This is a genomic window from Enterobacteriaceae endosymbiont of Plateumaris consimilis (genome assembly GCF_012563145.1).
Taxonomy (GTDB): domain Bacteria; phylum Pseudomonadota; class Gammaproteobacteria; order Enterobacterales; family Enterobacteriaceae.
On the sequence record NZ_CP046230.1, the window covers coordinates 305083 to 324550 of the forward strand.

The window sequence follows — 19468 nt, forward strand, 5'->3', positions numbered from 1 at the left end:
ATAAAATCCTTAATTACGAAATGGAAAATTTAATTCATAAAGTAAAGCATAACCTTCTTTATTAGAATTAGCTGTAGTAGATATAGAAATATCTAAACCACGAATATGATCAATTTTATCAAAATTAATTTCAGGAAAAATTATTTGTTCTTTAATTCCTATATTATAATTACCATATCCATCAAATGATTTTTTAGACAAACCTCTAAAATCTCTTATTCTAGGTATAGCAATAAATAATAAACGTTCAAAAAAATACCACATTCTTTTACCACGCAAAGTAACCTTACATCCTATAGGATAACCTTGTCTGATTTTAAATCCTGCTATTGATTTATGAGCTTTAGTAATTAAAGGTTTTTGTCCACTAATTACAGTTAAATCATTTATAGCATTTTCTAAATGTTTCTTATCGGAAATAACTTTTCCAACACCCATATTTAAAGTAATTTTACTTATACGAGGAACTTGCATAATAGAGTAGTATTTAAAACTATATATTAACTTTTTTACTATTTTATTTTTATAGTAATTATATAATTTTGACATAACATATTACCTATTTATTAAATAATTTTATTATTAGATTTTAAAAAACGTAGTTTTTTACCTTTTATAAATTTAAAACCTATACGATCAGGTTTTCCTGTTTGAGTATTAAATATAGCTATATTAGAAATATGAATAAAATTTTCTTTTTCTATTATTCCACCTGAATTTGCTTTAGAAGGATCAGGTTTAATATGTTTTTTTATCAAATTTATTCCGTCTATAATTACTAATTTAGAATTTAAAAAATACTTTATTTTACCTTTCTTGCCTTTATCTTTACCTGCTAAAATAATAACTTTATCATTACAACGTAATTTAGATGCCATAATTTTTACCATCCTATTTAAATTACTTCTGGAGCTAATGAAATGATTTTCATAAATTTTTCATTTCTTAATTCTCTAGTCACAGGACCAAAAACTCTTGTTCCTATTAATTGTTCATTAGTATCATTTAATAATACGCATGCATTATGATCAAAACGAATAATTGAACCATCTAAACGACGTATTCCTTTTTTAGTTCTTACTATAACAGCTTTTAATACATCACCTTTTTTTACTTTACCTTTTGATATAGCTTCTTTTATAGTTATTTTAATGATATCTCCAATATTAGCGTAACGACGACGTGAACCTCCTAATACTTTAATACACATTACACTACGAGCTCCAGAATTATCTGCAACATTTAATATAGTATGTTCCTGTATCATAATTATCTTTTTAGTTAATAATAAATTTTTTATGAAAATTTAATAATGAATATCTAATAGATATTAATTTATTAAATTTTATGAATAATATATTTTAAATTATTACTTCTGTAATAATATTTACTAAAGTCCAAGATTTAGTTTTTGATAATGGTCTACATTCTTTTATTTCAACAAAATCACCTATATTACATTTATTATTTTCATCATGAACATGTAATTTTGTTGTTTTTTTTATAAATTTTCCATAAATTGGATGTTTTATAAATCTATTAATGTAAACTACAATAGTTTTATTCATTTTGTTACTTGTGACTTTTCCTTTTAATATTTTTTTTTTACTTTGCATTATTTATAATCTCTTTTTTTTGTGATAAAACTGTTTTAACTTTTGCTATATTTTTTCTAGACTGTTTTAATAAATGAGTTTGTTTAAGATTTCCGGATTTTAATTGTATTTTTAAATTAAATTGTTCTCTAAATAAACTAAGTAATTCTTTATTTAATTCTTTATGATTTTTTTTTAATAATTCATTTGTATTCATAATATTTTTATTATATTTTTCTTATTTAAAAAAATTGTTTTTATTGGTAATTTTGCTGATCCTAATCTAAAAGCTTTTTTAGCTAATTCTTCTGAAATACCATCTATTTCATATAATATCCTTCCAGGTTGTACTAATGCTACCCAATATTCTACATTACCTTTACCTTTACCCATACGAACTTCTAATGGTTTTTCTGTAATAGGTTTATCAGGGAAAATTCTAATCCAAATTTTTCCTTGTCTTTTCATAGATCTACTAATTGCTCTTCTTGCTGATTCTATTTGTCTAGCAGTAATTCTTCCTCTATGAACTGCTTTTAATGCATAAGAACCAAAATCAATGTTCATTCCTACAACAATTCCTCTATTTCTACCTTTGTGCATTTTCCTGAATTTTGTACGTTTTGGTTGTAACATATAAAATCCTCTTTTATTTTTATTATCTAATACCTATTTTTTTAGAATTTTGAATTATTTTATTTAATTTTTGATTATGATCAGTAATACTACCTAAAATTTCTCCTTTGAAAATCCAAACTTTAATTCCAACTATTCCATAAGTTGTATGAGCTTCAGCTAAACTAAAATCAATATTAGCACGTAAAGTATGTAATGGCACACGACCTTCTCTATACCATTCTGTACGAGCTATTTCAGTCCCTCCTAAACGACCACTAACTTCTACTTTAACTCCTAATGCTCCTAATCTCATTGAGTTTTGTACAGCTCTTTTTATCACTCTTCTAAACATAATTCTTTTTTCTAATTGCATTGAAATATTATCAGCAACTAATTTAGCTTCTAATTCTGGTTTACGAATTTCAGTAATATTAACTTGTGTAGGCACTCCAGAAATTTGAAAAATCATTTTTCTAAGTTTTTCTACATCTTCACCTTTTTTACCTATGACTATTCCTGGTCTAGCTGTATGTATTGTTACTCTAATGCTTTTAGAAGGTCTTTCAATAGTAATACGAGAAACTGATGCTTTAATTAATTTTTGATTTAAAAATTTTCTTACTTTAAAATCACTATATAGATTATTTGCAAAATCTTTTGTATTAGAAAACCAAGTAGAGTTCCATGTTTGAATAATACCTAACCTTAAACCATTAGGATGTGTTTTTTGACCCATTATTTATATTTCCTTAACTAATATTATTATCAGATACAATTACGGTTATATGACTTGTATATTTTAAAATACGATCTGAACGTCCTTTAGCACGAGGCATAATACGTTTCATATTAGATCCTACATCTATAAAAATTTTTGATATTTTTAAATTGTCAATATCCATACCATTATTATTTTCTGCATTAGATATAGCAGAATTCAATACTTTTTTTATAAGAATTGACGCTTTTTTATTAGAAAAATTTAAAATATCTAAAGCTTTTGATATTTTTTTTCCTCTTATAAGATTAGCAATTAATCTTAGTTTTCGAGCAGAAGATCGTGAATATAGATGTTTTGCTAAAACTTCCATTTTTTTCCTTTAATAAAATTAAAATATTTATTTTTTTATTGTTTTTTTAATTTTTTTATCAGCACTATGTCCTCTATAAGTACGAGTTGGAGAAAATTCACCTAATTTATGTCCTACCATTTCATCTGAAATAAAAATAGGAATATGTTGACGTCCATTATAAACAGCTATTGTTAAACCAATCATATTAGGAAATATAGTTGATCTTCTAGACCAAGTTTTTAATGGTTTTTTAGATTTTTTTTCTATTGCTTTTTCTACTTTTTTTAATAGATGATAATCAATAAAAGGACCTTTTTTTAAAGAACGGGGCATATAAATTACCTTTTTTATTATTTATTATTACGATTACGAACAATATATTTATCAGTTCTTTTATTTTTTCTAGTTTTTTTCCCTTTAGTTTGAACTCCCCATGGAGTTACTGGATGTTTACCAAAATTTTTACCTTCTCCACCACCATGTGGATGATCTATAGGATTCATTGCAGTTCCTCTTACAGTAGGTCTAATTCCCATCCATCTTTTAACTCCAGCTTTTCCTAAAGATTTTAACATGTGTTCATTATTTCCAATTTCTCCTAATGTTGCTCTACAATTAGATGAAATCTTTCTTATTTCTCCAGATCTTAAACGTAAAGTAACATATAATCCTTCTTTAGCTATTAACTGTACATATGTTCCAGCTGCTCTAGCTATTTGTCCGCCTTTTCCTGGTTTCATTTCTATATTATGGATAATAGATCCTATAGGAATATTGTTCATTGGTAATGAATTACCTATTTTTATATCCACATTAGTTCCTGATTGAATCATATCACCTATTTTTAAATTTTTAGGTGATATTATATAACGTTTTTCTCCATCTTTATATTTAATTAATGCAATATTTGCAGAACGATTAGGATCATATTCAATACGTTCAACAATCCCTGGAACAGAATCTTTATTTCTTTTAAAATCTATAATACGATATAATCTTTTATGTCCACCTCCAATATGTCTAGTGGTTATATGTCCATGATTATTACGTCCACCAGATTTATTTTTTTTCTCAATTTTAGATTTAAGTGGTTTCCCTTTATGTAAAAATGGATTAACTACTTTAATCATATGTCGTCTACCAGGAGATGTAGGTTTACATTTAATAATTGTCATATTTATACTTTTTATTTTATTAATTTTTATTTATATTAAAATCTATATTTTGACCTTTTTGTAAAGAAATATATGCTTTTTTCCAGTTATTACGATTATATATATAATTTTTATTTTTTTTTGTTTTTCCTTTTACTATTAAAGTATTTATATTTTTAACTTTAATTTTAAAAATTTTTTGAATAGCTATTTTAATATCTTTTTTAGTTGCTTTTTTTAATACTTTAATAGTAAAAGTATTGCTTTTTTCTATTGCTAAAGAAGATTTTTCAGATACATGAGGAGATTGTAAAATTTTAAAAGAATTTTCTGTTAAAATCATGTTAATATTTCCTCTATATGTTTAATTGCATTTATAGTTATAATAACTTTATCACTATTAATTAAACTAATTGGATCAATATTCATTGAATTTTTTATTTGTATATTATATAAATTTCGAGAAGCTAAAGATAAATTATTATCTATATAAATAGTAATAATAATTGCTTTTTTAAAAATAAAATTTTTCAATTTATCTATTAAAATTTTAGTTTTAGGTTTTTCAATAATTAAATCACTTAATAAAATTATTCTATCTTTTCTAAGAAGCTCGGAAAAAATACTTTTTAATGCATTACGATACATTTTTTTATTAATTTTTTTATAATATATTTTATTTTTCGATGCAAAGGTTACACCTCCAGAACGCCAAATAGGACTTTGAGTAGAACCAGCTCTAGCTTTTCCTGTACCTTTTTGTCTCCATGGTTTTTTACCAGAACCTTTAACTTCTCCTCTTGTTTTTTGTGCTTTAGTTCCTTGTCTACTCATTGTTCTATAAGATTCTAATACTTGATGTATTAAAGGTTTATTATAATGTTTATTAAAAATATTATCTGATAATATTACTTTATTTTTTGTATCTTTTGTTATAATTTCCATTTTTATTCCTGAAAGTTAAATTATTAACTTTTAAGGTAAATTTTTAATAGCGGGTTTAACAATAACATTGCTTCCAGAAAATCCAGGAATAGCACCTTTAATTAATAACAAATTTTTTTTTATATTTAATTTAATTATCTCCAAATTCTGGATTGTAACTTGTTGATTTCCTAATTGGCCAGCCATTTTTTTACCTTTAAAAACTTTTCCTGGAGTTTGGTTTTGTCCAATAGATCCAGGAACTCTATGAGACAATGAATTACCATGACTAGCATCTTGAGTTTTAAAATTCCATCTTTTAACAGTACCTGAAAACCCTTTTCCTTTAGAAATTCCAGTTACATCAACTTTTTTTATTTTATTAAAAACTTCAATTGTTATATTTTGACCTATATGAAATATATTTTGATTCTTAGAAAGAAAACGATGTTCCCACAATATATATCCAGCTGAAGTTTTTGCTTTAGCAAAATGACCTGCTTCAGCTTTATTTATACGACTAACTTTTTTTATACCAGTTGTCATTTGAATAGCATTATAACCATCATTCATAACAGTTTTTATTTGAGTAATACTAATATTCTCAAATTTTATTACTGTTATAGGAATAGATATTCCATCTTCAGTAAAAATACGAGTCATACCTAATTTTTTACCAATTAAATCAATCATGATTATATAACCTTACATAATTTTTTTTTAAAAAAATATTAGTTTTTTATTAATTAACCTAAACTAATTTGTACATCTACACCAGCTGCTAAGTCTAAACGCATTAATGCATCTACAGTTTTTTCCGTAGGTTGTATAATATCAACTAAACGTTTATGAGTACGAATTTCATATTGATCACGAGCATCCTTATTAACATGAGGAGAAATTAAAATTGTAAAACGTTCTTTTTGTGTAGGTAAAGGTATAGGACCACGTACCTGTGCACCAGTACGTTTAGCTGTCTCAACAATTTCAGTAGTTGATTGGTCTATTAAACGATGATCAAAAGCTTTCAAACGAATACGGATTCTTTGGTTCTGCATTATTAGACCAGAGCCTCCAATTAAAAAAATTAAAATAACCTTCAACAAACTTTAAAATAGCTTTGAGAGGACCTATGTGATATTATATTAATTATAATATTTATTATTTACATAATTATTATGACATAATATTGCTATTATGACTGATAAAATATATAGAAAGCAATATATTTAATTTATAAAATTTGAAAAACAATATATTATTATTAATAATATAATTAAATTTTTGATTTTAAATAAAAATAATAAAATTCAATAATAAAAATCATTAAGAAATGTTTTTGAATAAAAAAAATATAACTTTATTAGCTTTTGACTACGGAACTAAAAACATTGGTGTAGCTGTTGGACATACTGTTATTGGTATAGCTCATACATTAAAACAAATAAAAAATAATAAAAAAGGTAAACCTCATTGGCATAAATTTGAAAAAATAATAAAATATTGGAAAGCTAAAAAAATTATAGTTGGATTACCGTTAAATATGAATGGTAGTGAACAAAAAATTACAATATTAACTAAAAATTTTGCATATCTAATAAAAAGTAAATTTGATATAGATGTAGAATTACATGATGAACGTTTAAGTACTATTGAAGCTAAAAATATTTTATTTACAAATGGAGGATGGAAAATGTTAAAAAAAAATAATGTAAACTCTTTATCAGCATCAGTTATTCTTCAAAGTTGGTTTGAAATTAATAATAAATATTAATAATATTAATTATTAATATAAAATATTATTAAATAATAAATTCCATTAATAAAATTAAAAAATTTAATTATACTTGATTTATATTATTATTAAAAATAATTACCAAATATAATTTTATTTATATATTAAATTATATTAAGTAATAATAATTATTATTATATTACATATTTTATTAATATAAATATTCATGATTGTGAGGAATCTATGTTAACATTAATGTTTTTAGCTAAAAGTGTATGTGAAATTACTACAATTGTCTTATTATTAAGAATATGGATTACTTTAGTTACAAATAATACTTATAATTCTTTCTCACAATTTATTACCATAATATCACAACCTATTATTAAACCAATACAACAATATATACCTGATGTAAAAAAATTTGAATTATCATCATTTATTATTTTAAGTATTATATGTATAATAAAATATCCTCTATTGTCATACTTTAAATCAGATTCAACTCCTTGTACATCATTTATAATGTATATTATTATAGGTTTATTCTCTTTAATAAAATCTTGTGGATATCTGATATTTTGGTTAGTAACTATACGTTCTATATTTAGTTGGTTTAATAGAAATTATAATGATTTTGACCTTATATTAAACATATTAACAGATCAAATACTAGAACCTGTAAAAAAATTTGTTCCACCTATTTATAATATTGATATATCACCTTTTATAATCAGTGTTATTTTATACTTGTTAAATTTTTTAGGTCAAGATGTATTTCATGTATTTTGGTCAACAATATAATTTACAATGTATGCAAAAAAAATATTATAGTTTATATATTCATATTCCTTGGTGTTTAAAAAAATGTCCTTATTGTGATTTTTATTCTTTAAGAATTTCTGATTCTAACTCTAATTCTAATAAAAATATAAAAAAAAGATATATTAATAATTTATTATTTGATTTAGAAAACGATTTATTTTTTTTAAAAGAAAAACTAATTTATATTACAAGTATCTTTTTTGGTGGAGGTACACCTAGTTTAATAAATGGAAAATTAATTTATTATTTATTAAATGAAATAAATAAAAAAGTATATATAAAAAAATCAGCTGAAATTACTATAGAAGCGAATCCTTCATCTATTAATAAAAAAAATATTTTAGAATATAAAAAAAGTGGAATTAATCGTATTTCTATAGGTATTCAAAGTTTTAATGATATTAGTCTAAAATTATTAGGAAGGATTCATTCAGCTAAAGATGCTATTAATGCTATTAATACAGTAGTTGATAATGGTTTTACAAATTTTAATATAGATTTAATGTATGGCATACCAGGACAAACTTTAAAAGAAGCCAAAAATGATTTATATCAAACATTATTCTTTCATCCTAAACATATATCATGGTATCAACTTACAATAGAACCAAATACAATTTTTTATAAATATAAACCAACAAATTTACCAAAATATAATACTTTATGGAAAATTTATAAAGAAGGTAAAAAAATTTTAAAAAAATATGGATATATACATTATGAAATATCTTCTTTTGTAAAAAAAAATATTTTTAAATGTAAACATAATTTAAATTATTGGAATTTTGGAGATTATATTGGTATAGGTTGTTCAGCACATGGTAAATTTACTATGAATGATGGAAGTATTATTCGTACTACTAAAAATAATAATATTATAAAATATATGAATGGTAATTATTTATTTTCTTATAAAAAAGTTAAAGATTGTGATAAAATATTAGAATTTTTTTTAAATAGATTTCGTTTATTTAAAAAAATTTCTAAAAAAGATTTTACTTTAATTACAGGTATAAAAATTAATTCTATTAGTTTACATATAACAAAATCAGTAAAATTAGGATATATGAAACATAATAAAAATTATTTGATAGTTACTAAAAAAGGGTATTTATTTTTAAATAATTTATTAGAAATCTTTATTTAGTTAAATTAATTAGTTTTTATATATTCTAAAATCCATATTTTTTTATTTATTTTTTTTGCTTTATTAAAAAATTTTGTTGATGATAAATTATCATAATTTTTATAGATTTTTTTAAATGTATTTGATGGGGTAATATAATTATTATTATTAATATTATTAATATTAAAAATAATGTAATCTTTATATTGTGTATCATCTGTATTGATATATAATATTCCTTTATTTTGTAATAATAAAAATATTTGTTTTAAAAAATGATTATTTAATAATCTTCTTTTTTTATGTTTTAGTTTTGGCCAAGGATCAGGAAAATATATTTGAATTAATTTTATAAAATTATAAGGAATCATTTTTTGTAAAACATCTACAGCATTATAATTAATTAATTGTAAATTATTTATTTTATTTATATGAATATTTTTCAAACAATTAATTATTCCTGGTATATATACTTCAATACCAATAAAATTATATTGAGGATTATTTATAGCAATATTAATAAGTAATTCTCCTGTTCCAAAACCAATATCAATTATAATTGGCAAATTATTATGAAATATTAAATTAAAATTTATAGGTATTGTTTGAAATTCAATATTAAATATACATGAATATTTTTCTAATATTTTTTTTTGTGATTTACTTAATTTTCTATAACGACAAATAAAACTTTTAATATTATTTTTCATTTTACAATTTTTGTTGTATTTATATAATAAATTTTATCCATTCTATAAATTTAATTATATAATCTATATTATATTAAATAAAATAATAAATTACATATTTGGAAATATTTTATATGTCTAGAAAAATTTTTTGCATATTTTATCAATGTGAAATGACAGGATTAAATCATTATATATATCCTGAATATATTGGAAAAATTATTTTTAATCAAATATCTAAAGAAGCATGGAAACAATGGTTAATTAAACAAACTAAGTTAATTAATGAAAATAATTTAAATATGACAGATAAAAAACATTTTAATTACTTAAAAAAAAGTATGATATATTTTCTTTTTATGAAAAATTAATATTTTTAATAAAATATTATTTAAATTATTGGAGCCAAGCGGGATCGAACCGCTGACCCTCTGCGTGCAAAGCAGATGCTCTACCATCTGAGCTATAGCCCCTTTTTAGGCTTGAGTGGATTTGAACCACTGACCTCACCCTTATCAGGGGTGTGCTCTAACCATCTGAGCTACAAGCCTATAACTATTATCAAATAATTTATTCATATTTATTATTAAAAGTCAAATAAAATATTGTAATTATTTTAAAAATTATTTATTTCATTTATTATAAAATAATTATTATTTATTATATGAAGTAAAATTATATGTCATATTATAATACATTTGCATTTTTAGAATTTATACTACTTTTTAGTTTAATATTTTTATATAAAAAAAAGATTAATAATTTTAATAAATTAAGTTTAAAAATTAAAATTAATGAAAAAATTTTAGAACAAAAAATAAATGAAAATAGTCAATTAAATATTGAATTAAAAAATCTATTAAATTTAAAAGATAATTTAAACAATAATTTACAAGAATTAGAAATTAAATTAGTCCTTACTATAGAAAAAAATAATAATTTAAAATTTTTAAAATTAGAAAATAATGATTTAAAAATAAAAATATTAAATCAATTAGAAATTATTTCTGATTTAAAATCAGAAATAAGTAAAGTTAAAACTGAACTGAAAGACTCAATTATTTTTTTTGAAAAAAAAGAAATATTAATGACAAAAAATAAAAATTATTTAAATTTAGAATTTATGAATTTAGCTAATAAAATATTTGAAAATAATGAAAAACGTATTCATGAAAGTAATAAAAAAAATATAAAAAACATAATTAATCCATTAAAAAATCAATTAAATGATTTTAAAAATCAACTTCAAAATAATTTAAATCAAGAATCTTCTGAAAGAAATATATTAACTTATGAATTACGTAATTTACAAAAATTAAATAATCATCTTTCTCAAGAAGCAATTAATTTAACAAATGCTTTAAAAGGAAATAATAAAATTCAAGGAAACTGGGGTGAATTAATTTTAAATAAAATATTAGAATCATCAGGACTTAGAAAAGGATACGAATACGAAATTCAAAAAATTATTAAATTAAAAGATAAACAAAAAAAAATACAACCTGATATAATAATAAAGTTACCTCATAATAAAAATATTATAATTGACTCTAAAATGACTCTAGTAGCTTATGAACGTTATTTTAATTCTGATGATAATAAAATTAAAAATAAAGCTTTAGATGAACATATTCTAGCTATTAGAAATCATGTACGTTTATTAAGTAATAAAAATTATCAAAATTTACCTAATATGAAAACATTAGATTATATTATTATGTTTATTCCTATAGAACCTGCATTTTTAATAGCTATAGGTTATAAACCTTCATTATTAAATGAAGCATTAAAACAAAATATTATGTTAGTTAGTCCAACAACATTAATGGTTACTCTTAGAACTATTAGTAATTTATGGCGTTTTGATAAACAAAATAAAAACTCTTTAATGATAGTTGATAAAGCTACAAAATTATATAATAAAATTAGACTTTTTATAGAAGATATATATAATATTGAAAAAAGTTTAAATAAATTACAAGATAATTATAATTCAGCAAAAAAAAAATTATTTACAGGAAAGGGTAATATTATTTCTCAAGCAGAAAACTTTAGAAATTTAGGTATTGAAGTAGTTAGCAAAATAAATAAAAAATATATAGAAAATGATTAATACTATTTTTTATTTATAAAAAAAAACATATTAATATAATTTAATATATTTATAATATTATAAATAAAATTTTAAATAAAAAATAAATATTTTAATTATAGTTATTAATAATTAATAATTGTTTTTTATATATAATACTTAAAAATAATCATTTAATTTTAATTAATAATTAATATTAAATTTATTTATATCTATATTTTATATTATTTAAATACTTTTAACTTTTTAATGAAAAAATTTTTCTTAATTTAGAAAAATTTAAATAAAAATATTTAATAAATTTTCAAAATTGTTTATTTATAAAAAAATATTTTTTATAATTTTTAAAAAGTGATATATAATATATATATTATATTATAATAAAAATTATAAACTGACTAATATTTTATATAATTGATTTTAACATATAAAAAATACTTATTTTTTATTATTAAATATTTATTTTATACAATACTTGTAATATTTTAAAATTAAATTTTTGTAAGTTTAAATAATATAAGAAAATATTTAAATAAAGAGAAAAAATTATGATTTTAGTTTCTAGTATTTCTCAATTAATAAAAGATAAAATTAAAATTAATAGTGAAATTACTATAAGTGGCTGGGTTCGTACAAAAAGAATTTCTAAATCAGGAATAACTTTTATTATTTTATATGATGGTTCAAACATTAATGATATTCAAGTAATAGCTTATTCATCGTTAAATAATTATAAAAAAGAAATATTATTAATAACTAGTGGTTGTTCTTTAACAATTACAGGAAAACTAATAAAATCTCCTAAAAAATTACAAAAATATGAAATATGTGCTACACAAATAAAAGTTTTAGGATGGGTAAAAAATCCTGAAACATATCCTATTACACCTAAAAAACATAGTTTAGAATATTTAAGAAAAGTATCTCATTTACGTTCACGTACTAAATTAATTAGTAGTATCACTAGAATAAAACATAATATATTTCTATATATTCATAATTTTTTTCATAAAAATAATTTTTTTTGGATTAATACTCCATTAATTACTACTTTAGATACTGAAGGATCAGGTAAAATGTTTAGAGTTTCTACTCTTAATTCTAAATATTTATTTTTAAATAAACATCAAAAAATAGATTTTAAAAATGATTTTTTTGGTAAAGAATCTTTTTTAACTGTATCTGGACAATTAAATTTAGAATCATATGCATGTTCTATGTCTAAAGTATATACTTTTGGTCCTACTTTTAGAGCAGAAAATTCTAATACTAATCGTCACTTAGCTGAATTTTGGATGTTAGAAATAGAAATGTCATTTACAAATTTAAAAAGTATTATGTGTCTAGCAGAAAAATTATTAAAATATTTATGTAAAAAAATTTTACATAATCATATAGATGAAATCAATTTTTTATCAAAAAAAAATAATATTAATTTATTTGATAAAATTAATAAAATTATTATAAATAAATTTATAATTATTAATTATACTCATGCTATTGATATTTTAATAAAAAATCAAAAAAATTTTAATAATTCAGTTTTATGGGGAAAAGATTTATCTATAGAACATGAAAAATATTTAACTAATGATTATTTTAATGCACCAGTAATTGTATATAATTATCCAAAAGAAATAAAAGCTTTTTATATGTATCTTAATGAGGATAATAAAACAGTGTCTTCTATGGATATTTTATTTCCAGATATAGGAGAAATTATAGGTGGTTCTCAACGAGAACACAGAATTAATATTTTAGATGATAGAATTAATGAATTAAAATTAAATAAAAAAGATTATTGGTGGTATCGTGATTTAAGAAAATACGGTACTGTTATACATTCCGGTTTTGGTTTAGGATTTGAAAGATTTGTAGCATATATTACAGGATCGTATAATATTAGAGATGTTATTCCATTTCCAAGAACTCCATATAATGCTAAATTTTAATTAAAAAATTACAAATAATGTTAAAAATTAGTTTTCTGAAATAAAAAAATAAAGTAATATTATATATAATATATATAGATAATTAAAAATATTATAAATAATATATTATCGAGGATAATTATGAAATTTAATATATTAAAATTGTTAATACCATTTTTATTATTATTTAATATTGTATATGCCAATGAAATTTATGATAAAAATAATCAAACATTAGATTTATATGGTAATCTAAATGTTTATGATATTTTTTCTAAAAAAAATAATAAACCAGTTAAACATAACAAACAATATAATTTTGATTTAGGGTTAAAAGGTACAACAAAAATTAATAATGTTTTAAAAGCATTTGGGCAATTTGAATATACTATACAAATAAATAAAACTGAATCTCAGCCTAATTATCCTATAATACATTTAGGTTTTTTAGGATTACAATACTATAATACAACTATAAGTTATGGTAGAAATTATGGTATATTATACGACGCTATTTCATATATAAATAAATTTCCTATTTTAAATGATGGAATATATTATTTTAATGATAATTTTATGTTTGGTAGATCAAATAATTTAACAACATATAGAAATAATAATTTTTTTGGTTTAATAGATGGATTAAATATTGCTTTCCAATATCAAGGAAATAATGAATTTTCTAAAAAAGAGCAAAATGGTGAAGGATGGGGATCATCAATTGAATATAATTTAGGATGCGGAATTAATATTATTGGATCTTATTTTTCTTCTTATAGTACTCCTGATATTCATAATAAATCATTATTTTACAAATTTAATTTTGGTAAAAATATAAAAAATAAAAAAGTAAAAATAAAAGATAATAATAAAGATAATAATAAAGATAATAGAAATAATAATAAAGATAATAATAATAATATGTCTAATGCTTATGCATTGGGTATAAAATATAATAAAGAAAATATTTATTTATCAACAGTTTTTAGTGCAACTAATCATTCAATGAGATATCTTGCACATAATCAATTTTTATTAGCTAATCAAACTAAAAGTTTAGAAATTTTAGGTCAATATTACTTTAATAAAAATTTAAAAGCTTCAATATCTTATTTACAATCACAAGGTGATAATATACCTGCTGGAACTGACTATCCTTCTGGAAGAATTGATTTAGCTAAATATTTAACTATTGGTACTTCATATTCTTTAGGTAAAAATTTTTTAGCTTATGTAGGATATAAAATTAATTTATTAAATCTTACAGATTATGTAATAAGTACTTATATACCAAATGATGATATGATCGGTTGTGGTTTAACATATCATTTTTAATTAAAAAAATTAATTTTTTATTTTTCAAAAATTTACAAATACTAATTAACTATCTATTAATTATTAATAGTGATTAATAGATAGTTAGTTAGTATTTTATTTTTTTAAGATATAACTTTTTATTTTAAAAATGGATTATTTGATATTTCAAATCCTACAGTAGTTATAGGTCCATGTCCTGGAATAATAATAACATGATTACCTAACACTAATATTTTACTTTTTATAGAATGAATTAAAATATTATAATTACTTAATGGGAAATCAGTTCTACCAATACTTTTTTTAAAAATTATATCTCCTGAAAATAAAATATTATTTAATTTATTAAAAAACACTATATGTCCAGGAGTATGACCTGGACAGTGATATACAATTAATAATATATTTCCTATTATAATTTGATCATTATTTTTTAACCAATGATTATTTTTAAAAATACAATTAGGAATTTGAAAAATATTTTTTTGAAATTTAATATTTTTTATCCAAAAATCATCTTCTTTATGAGGTCCTAAAATAGGTATTTTATATATATTAGATAATATATATGCAGAACCAATATGATCTAAATGTCCATGAGTTATTAATATTTTTTTCACAGATAAATTATATTTAGTAATATTATCTATAATTTTATGGTGTTCTCCACCAGGATCAATTATTGCTGCATGTAAAGTAATGGAACACCATATTATACAACAATTTTGATAAAAATTTGTTACAGGTATAATTATATAATTCATTATGCATTATAAAATAATATATATTAAAAATGTTCTATATATTTATTTTATCTCTAATTGTTTTCCTGGTTTAAAAAAAATAATATATTGAGATTTTAATTTTAATATATTACCAGTTTTAGGATGATAACATGTTCGTGAAGATTTATAATATAGAGAAAAACTACCAAAACCTCTAATTTCTATTTTATGTTTTTGAGAAAGATGTGTACTCATACAATCTAATATTTCTCTTACTATATTTTTAATAATATTAGACGTAATTTTATTATTTTTATTTTCTGATATTAATTTATTAATTAATTCAGATTTGTTCATTAATATACACCATATTATATTAATATTTTTAGTAATTATTTTTTATTAAAATAAAATTTTATTCACATTTTGCAGCTTTAAAAGCTTCTGTCATAACATTATCAAAAGATGATCCTTTTTTATTTTTTTTAAAAATATTTTTGTCCACTTCTTTAATTGGCATGGTAAGATTTACTAGTCTATTTTTTCTATCAATATTAATTATTTTACTTTCAATATTACTTTTTACTTTAAAATATTTAATAAAATTTTCAATTTTACAATTTACTTGATCGGATAATTTTATATTACCTAATATACCATCTAAAAATTTTATAGTTATTATTTTAGAATCAACGTTAATAATATTACCCTTAACAAGAATACCTTTTTTTTGTGCTATAATATAATTATTTAATGGATCATCATTTAATTGTTTAATTCCTAAAGATATCCTCTCTCTTTCAGAGTCTACTTGAAGTACTATTGTTGTAATTTCATTTCCTTTTTTATAATTACGTACTTCTTCTTCACCATTATTAATCCAAGATAAATCAGATAAATGAACTAAACCATCAATACCTCCACTCAAACCAATAAAAATACCAAAATCTGTTATAGATTTTATTTTACCTTTTACTTTATCTCCTTTATGATTATTTTTAGCAAATTCTAACCATGGATTAATAGTACACTGTTTTATTCCTAAAGAAATTCTTCTTCTTTCTTCATCAATGTCTAATACCATAACTTCTATTTTATCATTAATATTAACTACTTTTGAAGGGTGAATATTTTTATTAGTCCAATCCATTTCAGATATATGTACTAATCCTTCAACTCCTTCTTCTATTTCAACAAAACATCCATAATCTGTTAAATTTGTTACTCTACCTATTGTTTTTTTATTTTCAGGATAACGTTGAGAAATAGATATCCAAGGATCTTCTCCTAATTGTTTGAGTCCTAATGAAACCCTAATTTTTTCTTTATCAAATTTTAATACTTTTACAAAAATTTCTTCTCCTATATTCACAATTTCACTAGGATGTTTTACTCGTTTCCAAGCCATATCAGTAATATGTAATAGTCCATCGACTCCACCTAAATCTACAAATGCACCATAATCAGTAAGATTTTTAACTAGTCCTTTAATCTTTATACCTTCATGTAAATTATTTAATAACTGGGTTCTTTCAGCGCTATTTTCAGATTCTATTACTGCTTTTCTAGATACAACTACATTATTACGTTTTTGATCTAATTTAATAACTTTAAAATTTAATTCTTTACCTTCTAAATGAAAAGTATCTCTTATTGGTCTAATATCTACCAAAGAACCAGGTAAAAAAGATCGAATTCCATTTAAATCTACAGTAAAACCTCCTTTAACTTTTCCAGTAATAATACCAGTAATGTTACTAACATTAGTATATGATTTTTCTAATATTAACCATGCTTCATGTCTTTTAGCTTTTTCTCTAGATAATATAGTTTCTCCAAATCCATCTTCTATAGCATCTAATGCAACATCTATTTTATCTCCTACTTTAATTTCAATATTACCTTGAGTATTTTTAAATTGTTCTATAGGAATATAAGATTCTGATTTTAAACCAGCATCTACTAATACCAAATCTTTTTCAATAGAAATTATAATCCCAGTAATTATAGAACCTATATTAATAGTATTATTTTTTAAAGATTTTTCAAATAATTGAGCAAAACATTCAGTCATATTGATAGCTTTAACTATATAAAGTAAATATCTACTTAAATCCTATTAAGTATGATTTTTTTTAAAAAACTCATATAATCCATATTATGAGAAGTTAATATAAATATATATATTTGTAATATTTATTTATTTAAATTTAACATTAATATTATTTAACTTCAACTATGCATATAATGATTAATTTATAATTTAAATTTTATTTTTATTTGATAATACAAAAATATTTATATATGAATAAGAAATTTTCTAAATTATTATTTAATAACAACTAATTTTTTTAAAATCTTCAAAATAATTAGGATATGTTTTACTAATGCAATTAGGATTAATAATACGTACTGATTTATTAGATAGTGATAATAATGAAAAACACATTGCCATTCTATGATCATTATAAGTTTCAATAATAGTACTTTTTATATTTTTAGGAGGAATTATAGTAATAAAATCTTGACCTTCTATTATAAAAGCTCCAGTTTTTCGTAATTCAGTAACCATAGCAGTTATACGATCAGTTTCTTTAACACGCCAATTATAAATATTTTTAATAGTAGTTATTCCTTTTGCAAATAAACTAGTTACAGCTATAGTCATAGCAGCATCAGGAATATGATTCATATCCATATTAATAGAATTTAATTTATTACGAGAACAAGAAATATAATTTTTTCCATTATGTATTTTCGCTCCCATACATTTTAATACATCAATAAATTTAATATCTCCTTGAATACTATTTTTATTAATATTAATTAATTTGATTTTCCCACCTTTAATAGCAGCTGCTGCTAAAAAATATGAAGCAGATGATGCATCTCCTTCAATTGTATATTCTCCAGGAGAAAAATAATTTTGGTTACCATTAATAATAAAATTATTATAATTATTATTATATATCGTTATACCAAAAATTTTCATTAATTTAATTGTGACATCAATATATGGTTTAGAAACTAAATTATTTTTTATAAAAATTGATGTATCTATTTTTAATAAAGGACTAATCATTAATAATGATGTTAAAAATTGACTAGATATTGATCCTTCTATTTCAATATTATTTATTCCAGTAAATCCACCTTTTAAATGAATAGGAGGATAATTTTGATTATTTAAATATTCAATTTTAGCTCCACCCATACGTAAAGATTCAACAAGATGTCCAATAGGTCTTTCTAACATACGTGGTTCGCCAGTTAATATAATATTACAATTTTTATTTAAAGACAAAAGAGCAGTTAATGGTCTTATAACTGTTCCTGCATTACCTAAAAATAATGTTAATTTTTTATTACATTTAAAAAATTTATTATTTCCTATAATATCACAAATAGTATTATTATTAGACAAGTAATATTTAATACCTAATAATTTTAATGCATTAAGCATATGATTAATATCATCACTATTTAATAGATTAATTAATCTAGTCTTCCCATTTGATAATGCAGATAATAATAATGCTCTATTAGAAATACTTTTAGATCCTGGTAATTTAATACAACCATTAATTTTATTAATAGGATTTAAAGTTAAAATATTTTTCATAATAAATTATTCATTTTATAGAAAATTATATTTTTATTAATA

Annotated in this window: 26 protein-coding genes and 2 tRNA genes; 7 read left to right on the forward strand and 21 right to left on the reverse strand. The window is 20.9% G+C overall.

The window, feature by feature from the left end:
- Nucleotides 1–9 precede the first annotated feature (9 nt).
- The 14 genes from rplE to rpsJ form a co-directional block, all read right to left on the reverse strand.
- The gene (gene rplE / locus GJT81_RS01430; protein ID WP_169785563.1) at nucleotides 10–549 is read right to left on the reverse strand and encodes a 50S ribosomal protein L5; all 540 of its coding nucleotides are present in this window, start codon (nucleotides 547–549) and stop codon (nucleotides 10–12) included.
- A gap of 17 nt (nucleotides 550–566) precedes the next feature.
- A complete protein-coding gene (gene rplX / locus GJT81_RS01435) occupies nucleotides 567–878 on the reverse strand; it encodes a 50S ribosomal protein L24 (RefSeq protein ID WP_169785752.1) in 312 nt (103 codons plus the stop codon).
- Nucleotides 879–895: 17 nt separating this feature from the next.
- On the reverse strand, nucleotides 896–1267 hold the full coding sequence (rplN, locus tag GJT81_RS01440; RefSeq protein ID WP_169785564.1) for a 50S ribosomal protein L14: 372 nt from the start codon (nucleotides 1265–1267) through the stop codon (nucleotides 896–898).
- A gap of 94 nt (nucleotides 1268–1361) precedes the next feature.
- Nucleotides 1362–1616, reverse strand: a complete 255-nt coding sequence (rpsQ, locus tag GJT81_RS01445; protein ID WP_169785565.1) for a 30S ribosomal protein S17 — start codon at nucleotides 1614–1616, stop codon at nucleotides 1362–1364.
- Nucleotides 1606–1812, reverse strand: a complete 207-nt coding sequence (gene rpmC / locus GJT81_RS01450) for a 50S ribosomal protein L29 (RefSeq protein ID WP_169785566.1) — start codon at nucleotides 1810–1812, stop codon at nucleotides 1606–1608. Before rpmC ends, rpsQ begins: the two co-directional genes overlap by 11 nt.
- Nucleotides 1809–2231 (reverse strand): 50S ribosomal protein L16, encoded by a 423-nt coding sequence (rplP, locus tag GJT81_RS01455; RefSeq protein ID WP_169785567.1) that lies wholly within the window; start codon nucleotides 2229–2231, stop codon nucleotides 1809–1811. Before rplP ends, rpmC begins: the two co-directional genes overlap by 4 nt.
- 22 nt (nucleotides 2232–2253) lie before the next feature.
- Nucleotides 2254–2949: a 30S ribosomal protein S3 gene (gene rpsC, locus GJT81_RS01460; protein ID WP_169785568.1), complete on the reverse strand. Its 696-nt coding sequence runs from the start codon at nucleotides 2947–2949 to the stop codon at nucleotides 2254–2256.
- A 13-nt stretch (nucleotides 2950–2962) separates the two neighbouring features.
- Nucleotides 2963–3304: a 50S ribosomal protein L22 gene (gene rplV, locus GJT81_RS01465; protein WP_169785569.1), complete on the reverse strand. Its 342-nt coding sequence runs from the start codon at nucleotides 3302–3304 to the stop codon at nucleotides 2963–2965.
- A 27-nt stretch (nucleotides 3305–3331) separates the two neighbouring features.
- Complete coding sequence (rpsS, locus tag GJT81_RS01470; RefSeq protein ID WP_169785570.1) at nucleotides 3332–3619, reverse strand: 30S ribosomal protein S19; 288 nt, start codon at nucleotides 3617–3619, stop codon at nucleotides 3332–3334.
- A gap of 17 nt (nucleotides 3620–3636) precedes the next feature.
- Nucleotides 3637–4461, reverse strand: coding sequence for a 50S ribosomal protein L2 (gene rplB / locus GJT81_RS01475; RefSeq protein WP_169785571.1), 825 nt, complete (start codon nucleotides 4459–4461; stop codon nucleotides 3637–3639).
- 19 nt (nucleotides 4462–4480) lie between these two features.
- Entirely contained in the window at nucleotides 4481–4783 is a 303-nt protein-coding gene (gene rplW, locus GJT81_RS01480; protein WP_169785572.1) for a 50S ribosomal protein L23, read from the reverse strand.
- The gene (rplD, locus tag GJT81_RS01485; RefSeq protein WP_169785573.1) at nucleotides 4780–5385 is read right to left on the reverse strand and encodes a 50S ribosomal protein L4; all 606 of its coding nucleotides are present in this window, start codon (nucleotides 5383–5385) and stop codon (nucleotides 4780–4782) included. Before rplD ends, rplW begins: the two co-directional genes overlap by 4 nt.
- Nucleotides 5386–5415: 30 nt before the next feature.
- Nucleotides 5416–6057, reverse strand: a complete 642-nt coding sequence (gene rplC, locus GJT81_RS01490) for a 50S ribosomal protein L3 (protein WP_169785574.1) — start codon at nucleotides 6055–6057, stop codon at nucleotides 5416–5418.
- Between the two features lie 53 nt (nucleotides 6058–6110).
- Nucleotides 6111–6422 carry a 30S ribosomal protein S10 gene (gene rpsJ / locus GJT81_RS01495; RefSeq protein ID WP_168867628.1) on the reverse strand — a complete coding sequence of 104 codons (312 nt, stop codon included), beginning with the start codon at nucleotides 6420–6422 and terminating at the stop codon, nucleotides 6111–6113.
- A 281-nt stretch (nucleotides 6423–6703) separates the two neighbouring features.
- On the opposite strand from rpsJ, the gene ruvX reads away from it, so the two are divergent.
- From ruvX to hemW, 3 genes are all read left to right on the forward strand, one after another.
- Nucleotides 6704–7138, forward strand: coding sequence for a Holliday junction resolvase RuvX (ruvX, locus tag GJT81_RS01500; protein ID WP_247645443.1), 435 nt, complete (start codon nucleotides 6704–6706; stop codon nucleotides 7136–7138).
- 204 nt (nucleotides 7139–7342) lie between these two features.
- Nucleotides 7343–7903, forward strand: a complete 561-nt coding sequence (locus GJT81_RS01505; RefSeq protein WP_169785576.1) for a YggT family protein — start codon at nucleotides 7343–7345, stop codon at nucleotides 7901–7903.
- Nucleotides 7881–9071: a radical SAM family heme chaperone HemW gene (gene hemW / locus GJT81_RS01510; RefSeq protein WP_247645444.1), complete on the forward strand. Its 1191-nt coding sequence runs from the start codon at nucleotides 7881–7883 to the stop codon at nucleotides 9069–9071. Before GJT81_RS01505 ends, hemW begins: the two co-directional genes overlap by 23 nt.
- A 5-nt stretch (nucleotides 9072–9076) precedes the next feature.
- Here the strand turns inward: hemW and trmB are convergent, their stop codons facing one another.
- Nucleotides 9077–9760, reverse strand: coding sequence for a tRNA (guanosine(46)-N7)-methyltransferase TrmB (trmB, locus tag GJT81_RS01515; RefSeq protein WP_169785577.1), 684 nt, complete (start codon nucleotides 9758–9760; stop codon nucleotides 9077–9079).
- A 113-nt stretch (nucleotides 9761–9873) separates the two neighbouring features.
- On the opposite strand from trmB, the gene GJT81_RS01520 reads away from it, so the two are divergent.
- Complete coding sequence (locus tag GJT81_RS01520; RefSeq protein WP_169785578.1) at nucleotides 9874–10110, forward strand: oxidative damage protection protein; 237 nt, start codon at nucleotides 9874–9876, stop codon at nucleotides 10108–10110.
- A gap of 29 nt (nucleotides 10111–10139) precedes the next feature.
- Here GJT81_RS01520 and GJT81_RS01525 read toward each other — a convergent pair.
- Nucleotides 10140–10212 (reverse strand) — tRNA-Ala (locus tag GJT81_RS01525).
- A 4-nt stretch (nucleotides 10213–10216) separates the two neighbouring features.
- A tRNA-Ile gene (locus GJT81_RS01530) sits at nucleotides 10217–10290 on the reverse strand.
- A gap of 128 nt (nucleotides 10291–10418) precedes the next feature.
- Here GJT81_RS01530 and rmuC point away from each other — a divergent pair.
- The 3 genes from rmuC (at nucleotide 10419) to GJT81_RS01545 (ending at nucleotide 15097) form a co-directional block, all read left to right on the forward strand.
- Complete coding sequence (rmuC, locus tag GJT81_RS01535; RefSeq protein ID WP_169785579.1) at nucleotides 10419–11852, forward strand: DNA recombination protein RmuC; 1434 nt, start codon at nucleotides 10419–10421, stop codon at nucleotides 11850–11852.
- A gap of 530 nt (nucleotides 11853–12382) precedes the next feature.
- A complete protein-coding gene (gene asnS, locus GJT81_RS01540) occupies nucleotides 12383–13783 on the forward strand; it encodes an asparagine--tRNA ligase (RefSeq protein ID WP_169785754.1) in 1401 nt (466 codons plus the stop codon).
- A gap of 120 nt (nucleotides 13784–13903) precedes the next feature.
- On the forward strand, nucleotides 13904–15097 hold the full coding sequence (locus GJT81_RS01545) for a porin (RefSeq protein WP_169785580.1): 1194 nt from the start codon (nucleotides 13904–13906) through the stop codon (nucleotides 15095–15097).
- Nucleotides 15098–15216: 119 nt separating this feature from the next.
- On the opposite strand, the gene GJT81_RS01550 is transcribed toward GJT81_RS01545, so the two are convergent.
- The 4 genes from GJT81_RS01550 to aroA form a co-directional block, all read right to left on the reverse strand.
- The gene (locus GJT81_RS01550; protein WP_169785581.1) at nucleotides 15217–15843 is read right to left on the reverse strand and encodes an MBL fold metallo-hydrolase; all 627 of its coding nucleotides are present in this window, start codon (nucleotides 15841–15843) and stop codon (nucleotides 15217–15219) included.
- Between the two features lie 42 nt (nucleotides 15844–15885).
- The gene (locus GJT81_RS01555) at nucleotides 15886–16161 is read right to left on the reverse strand and encodes an HU family DNA-binding protein (RefSeq protein ID WP_169785582.1); all 276 of its coding nucleotides are present in this window, start codon (nucleotides 16159–16161) and stop codon (nucleotides 15886–15888) included.
- Nucleotides 16162–16219: 58 nt separating this feature from the next.
- Nucleotides 16220–17878 carry a 30S ribosomal protein S1 gene (gene rpsA, locus GJT81_RS01560; RefSeq protein ID WP_169785583.1) on the reverse strand — a complete coding sequence of 553 codons (1659 nt, stop codon included), beginning with the start codon at nucleotides 17876–17878 and terminating at the stop codon, nucleotides 16220–16222.
- 258 nt (nucleotides 17879–18136) lie between these two features.
- Nucleotides 18137–19426: a 3-phosphoshikimate 1-carboxyvinyltransferase gene (aroA, locus tag GJT81_RS01565; RefSeq protein ID WP_169785584.1), complete on the reverse strand. Its 1290-nt coding sequence runs from the start codon at nucleotides 19424–19426 to the stop codon at nucleotides 18137–18139.
- Nucleotides 19427–19468: the final 42 nt, after the last annotated feature.

Excerpts from the sequence above, each read along its gene's own strand:
- GJT81_RS01545 (WP_169785580.1), top strand. The coding sequence starts at position 13,904 with ATGAAATTTAATATATTAAAATTGTTAATACCATTTTTATTATTATTT.
- GJT81_RS01505 (WP_169785576.1), top strand. The coding sequence starts at position 7,343 with ATGTTAACATTAATGTTTTTAGCTAAAAGTGTATGTGAAATTACTACA.
- rplX (WP_169785752.1), bottom strand. The coding sequence starts at position 878 with ATGGCATCTAAATTACGTTGTAATGATAAAGTTATTATTTTAGCAGGT.
- hemW (WP_247645444.1), top strand. The coding sequence starts at position 7,881 with ATGTATTTTGGTCAACAATATAATTTACAATGTATGCAAAAAAAATAT.
- GJT81_RS01550 (WP_169785581.1), bottom strand. The coding sequence starts at position 15,843 with ATGAATTATATAATTATACCTGTAACAAATTTTTATCAAAATTGTTGT.
- rplV (WP_169785569.1), bottom strand. The coding sequence starts at position 3,304 with ATGGAAGTTTTAGCAAAACATCTATATTCACGATCTTCTGCTCGAAAA.
- rpsJ (WP_168867628.1), bottom strand. The coding sequence starts at position 6,422 with ATGCAGAACCAAAGAATCCGTATTCGTTTGAAAGCTTTTGATCATCGT.
- aroA (WP_169785584.1), bottom strand. The coding sequence starts at position 19,426 with ATGAAAAATATTTTAACTTTAAATCCTATTAATAAAATTAATGGTTGT.
- rplN (WP_169785564.1), bottom strand. The coding sequence starts at position 1,267 with ATGATACAGGAACATACTATATTAAATGTTGCAGATAATTCTGGAGCT.
- rplD (WP_169785573.1), bottom strand. The coding sequence starts at position 5,385 with ATGGAAATTATAACAAAAGATACAAAAAATAAAGTAATATTATCAGAT.
- GJT81_RS01520 (WP_169785578.1), top strand. The coding sequence starts at position 9,874 with ATGTCTAGAAAAATTTTTTGCATATTTTATCAATGTGAAATGACAGGA.
- rplC (WP_169785574.1), bottom strand. The coding sequence starts at position 6,057 with ATGATTGATTTAATTGGTAAAAAATTAGGTATGACTCGTATTTTTACT.
- GJT81_RS01555 (WP_169785582.1), bottom strand. The coding sequence starts at position 16,161 with ATGAACAAATCTGAATTAATTAATAAATTAATATCAGAAAATAAAAAT.
- rplE (WP_169785563.1), bottom strand. The coding sequence starts at position 549 with ATGTCAAAATTATATAATTACTATAAAAATAAAATAGTAAAAAAGTTA.
- rplB (WP_169785571.1), bottom strand. The coding sequence starts at position 4,461 with ATGACAATTATTAAATGTAAACCTACATCTCCTGGTAGACGACATATG.
- rpsC (WP_169785568.1), bottom strand. The coding sequence starts at position 2,949 with ATGGGTCAAAAAACACATCCTAATGGTTTAAGGTTAGGTATTATTCAA.
- rpsQ (WP_169785565.1), bottom strand. The coding sequence starts at position 1,616 with ATGCAAAGTAAAAAAAAAATATTAAAAGGAAAAGTCACAAGTAACAAA.
- trmB (WP_169785577.1), bottom strand. The coding sequence starts at position 9,760 with ATGAAAAATAATATTAAAAGTTTTATTTGTCGTTATAGAAAATTAAGT.
- rpmC (WP_169785566.1), bottom strand. The coding sequence starts at position 1,812 with ATGAATACAAATGAATTATTAAAAAAAAATCATAAAGAATTAAATAAA.
- rpsA (WP_169785583.1), bottom strand. The coding sequence starts at position 17,878 with ATGACTGAATGTTTTGCTCAATTATTTGAAAAATCTTTAAAAAATAAT.
- rpsS (WP_169785570.1), bottom strand. The coding sequence starts at position 3,619 with ATGCCCCGTTCTTTAAAAAAAGGTCCTTTTATTGATTATCATCTATTA.
- rmuC (WP_169785579.1), top strand. The coding sequence starts at position 10,419 with ATGTCATATTATAATACATTTGCATTTTTAGAATTTATACTACTTTTT.
- rplP (WP_169785567.1), bottom strand. The coding sequence starts at position 2,231 with ATGTTACAACCAAAACGTACAAAATTCAGGAAAATGCACAAAGGTAGA.
- rplW (WP_169785572.1), bottom strand. The coding sequence starts at position 4,783 with ATGATTTTAACAGAAAATTCTTTTAAAATTTTACAATCTCCTCATGTA.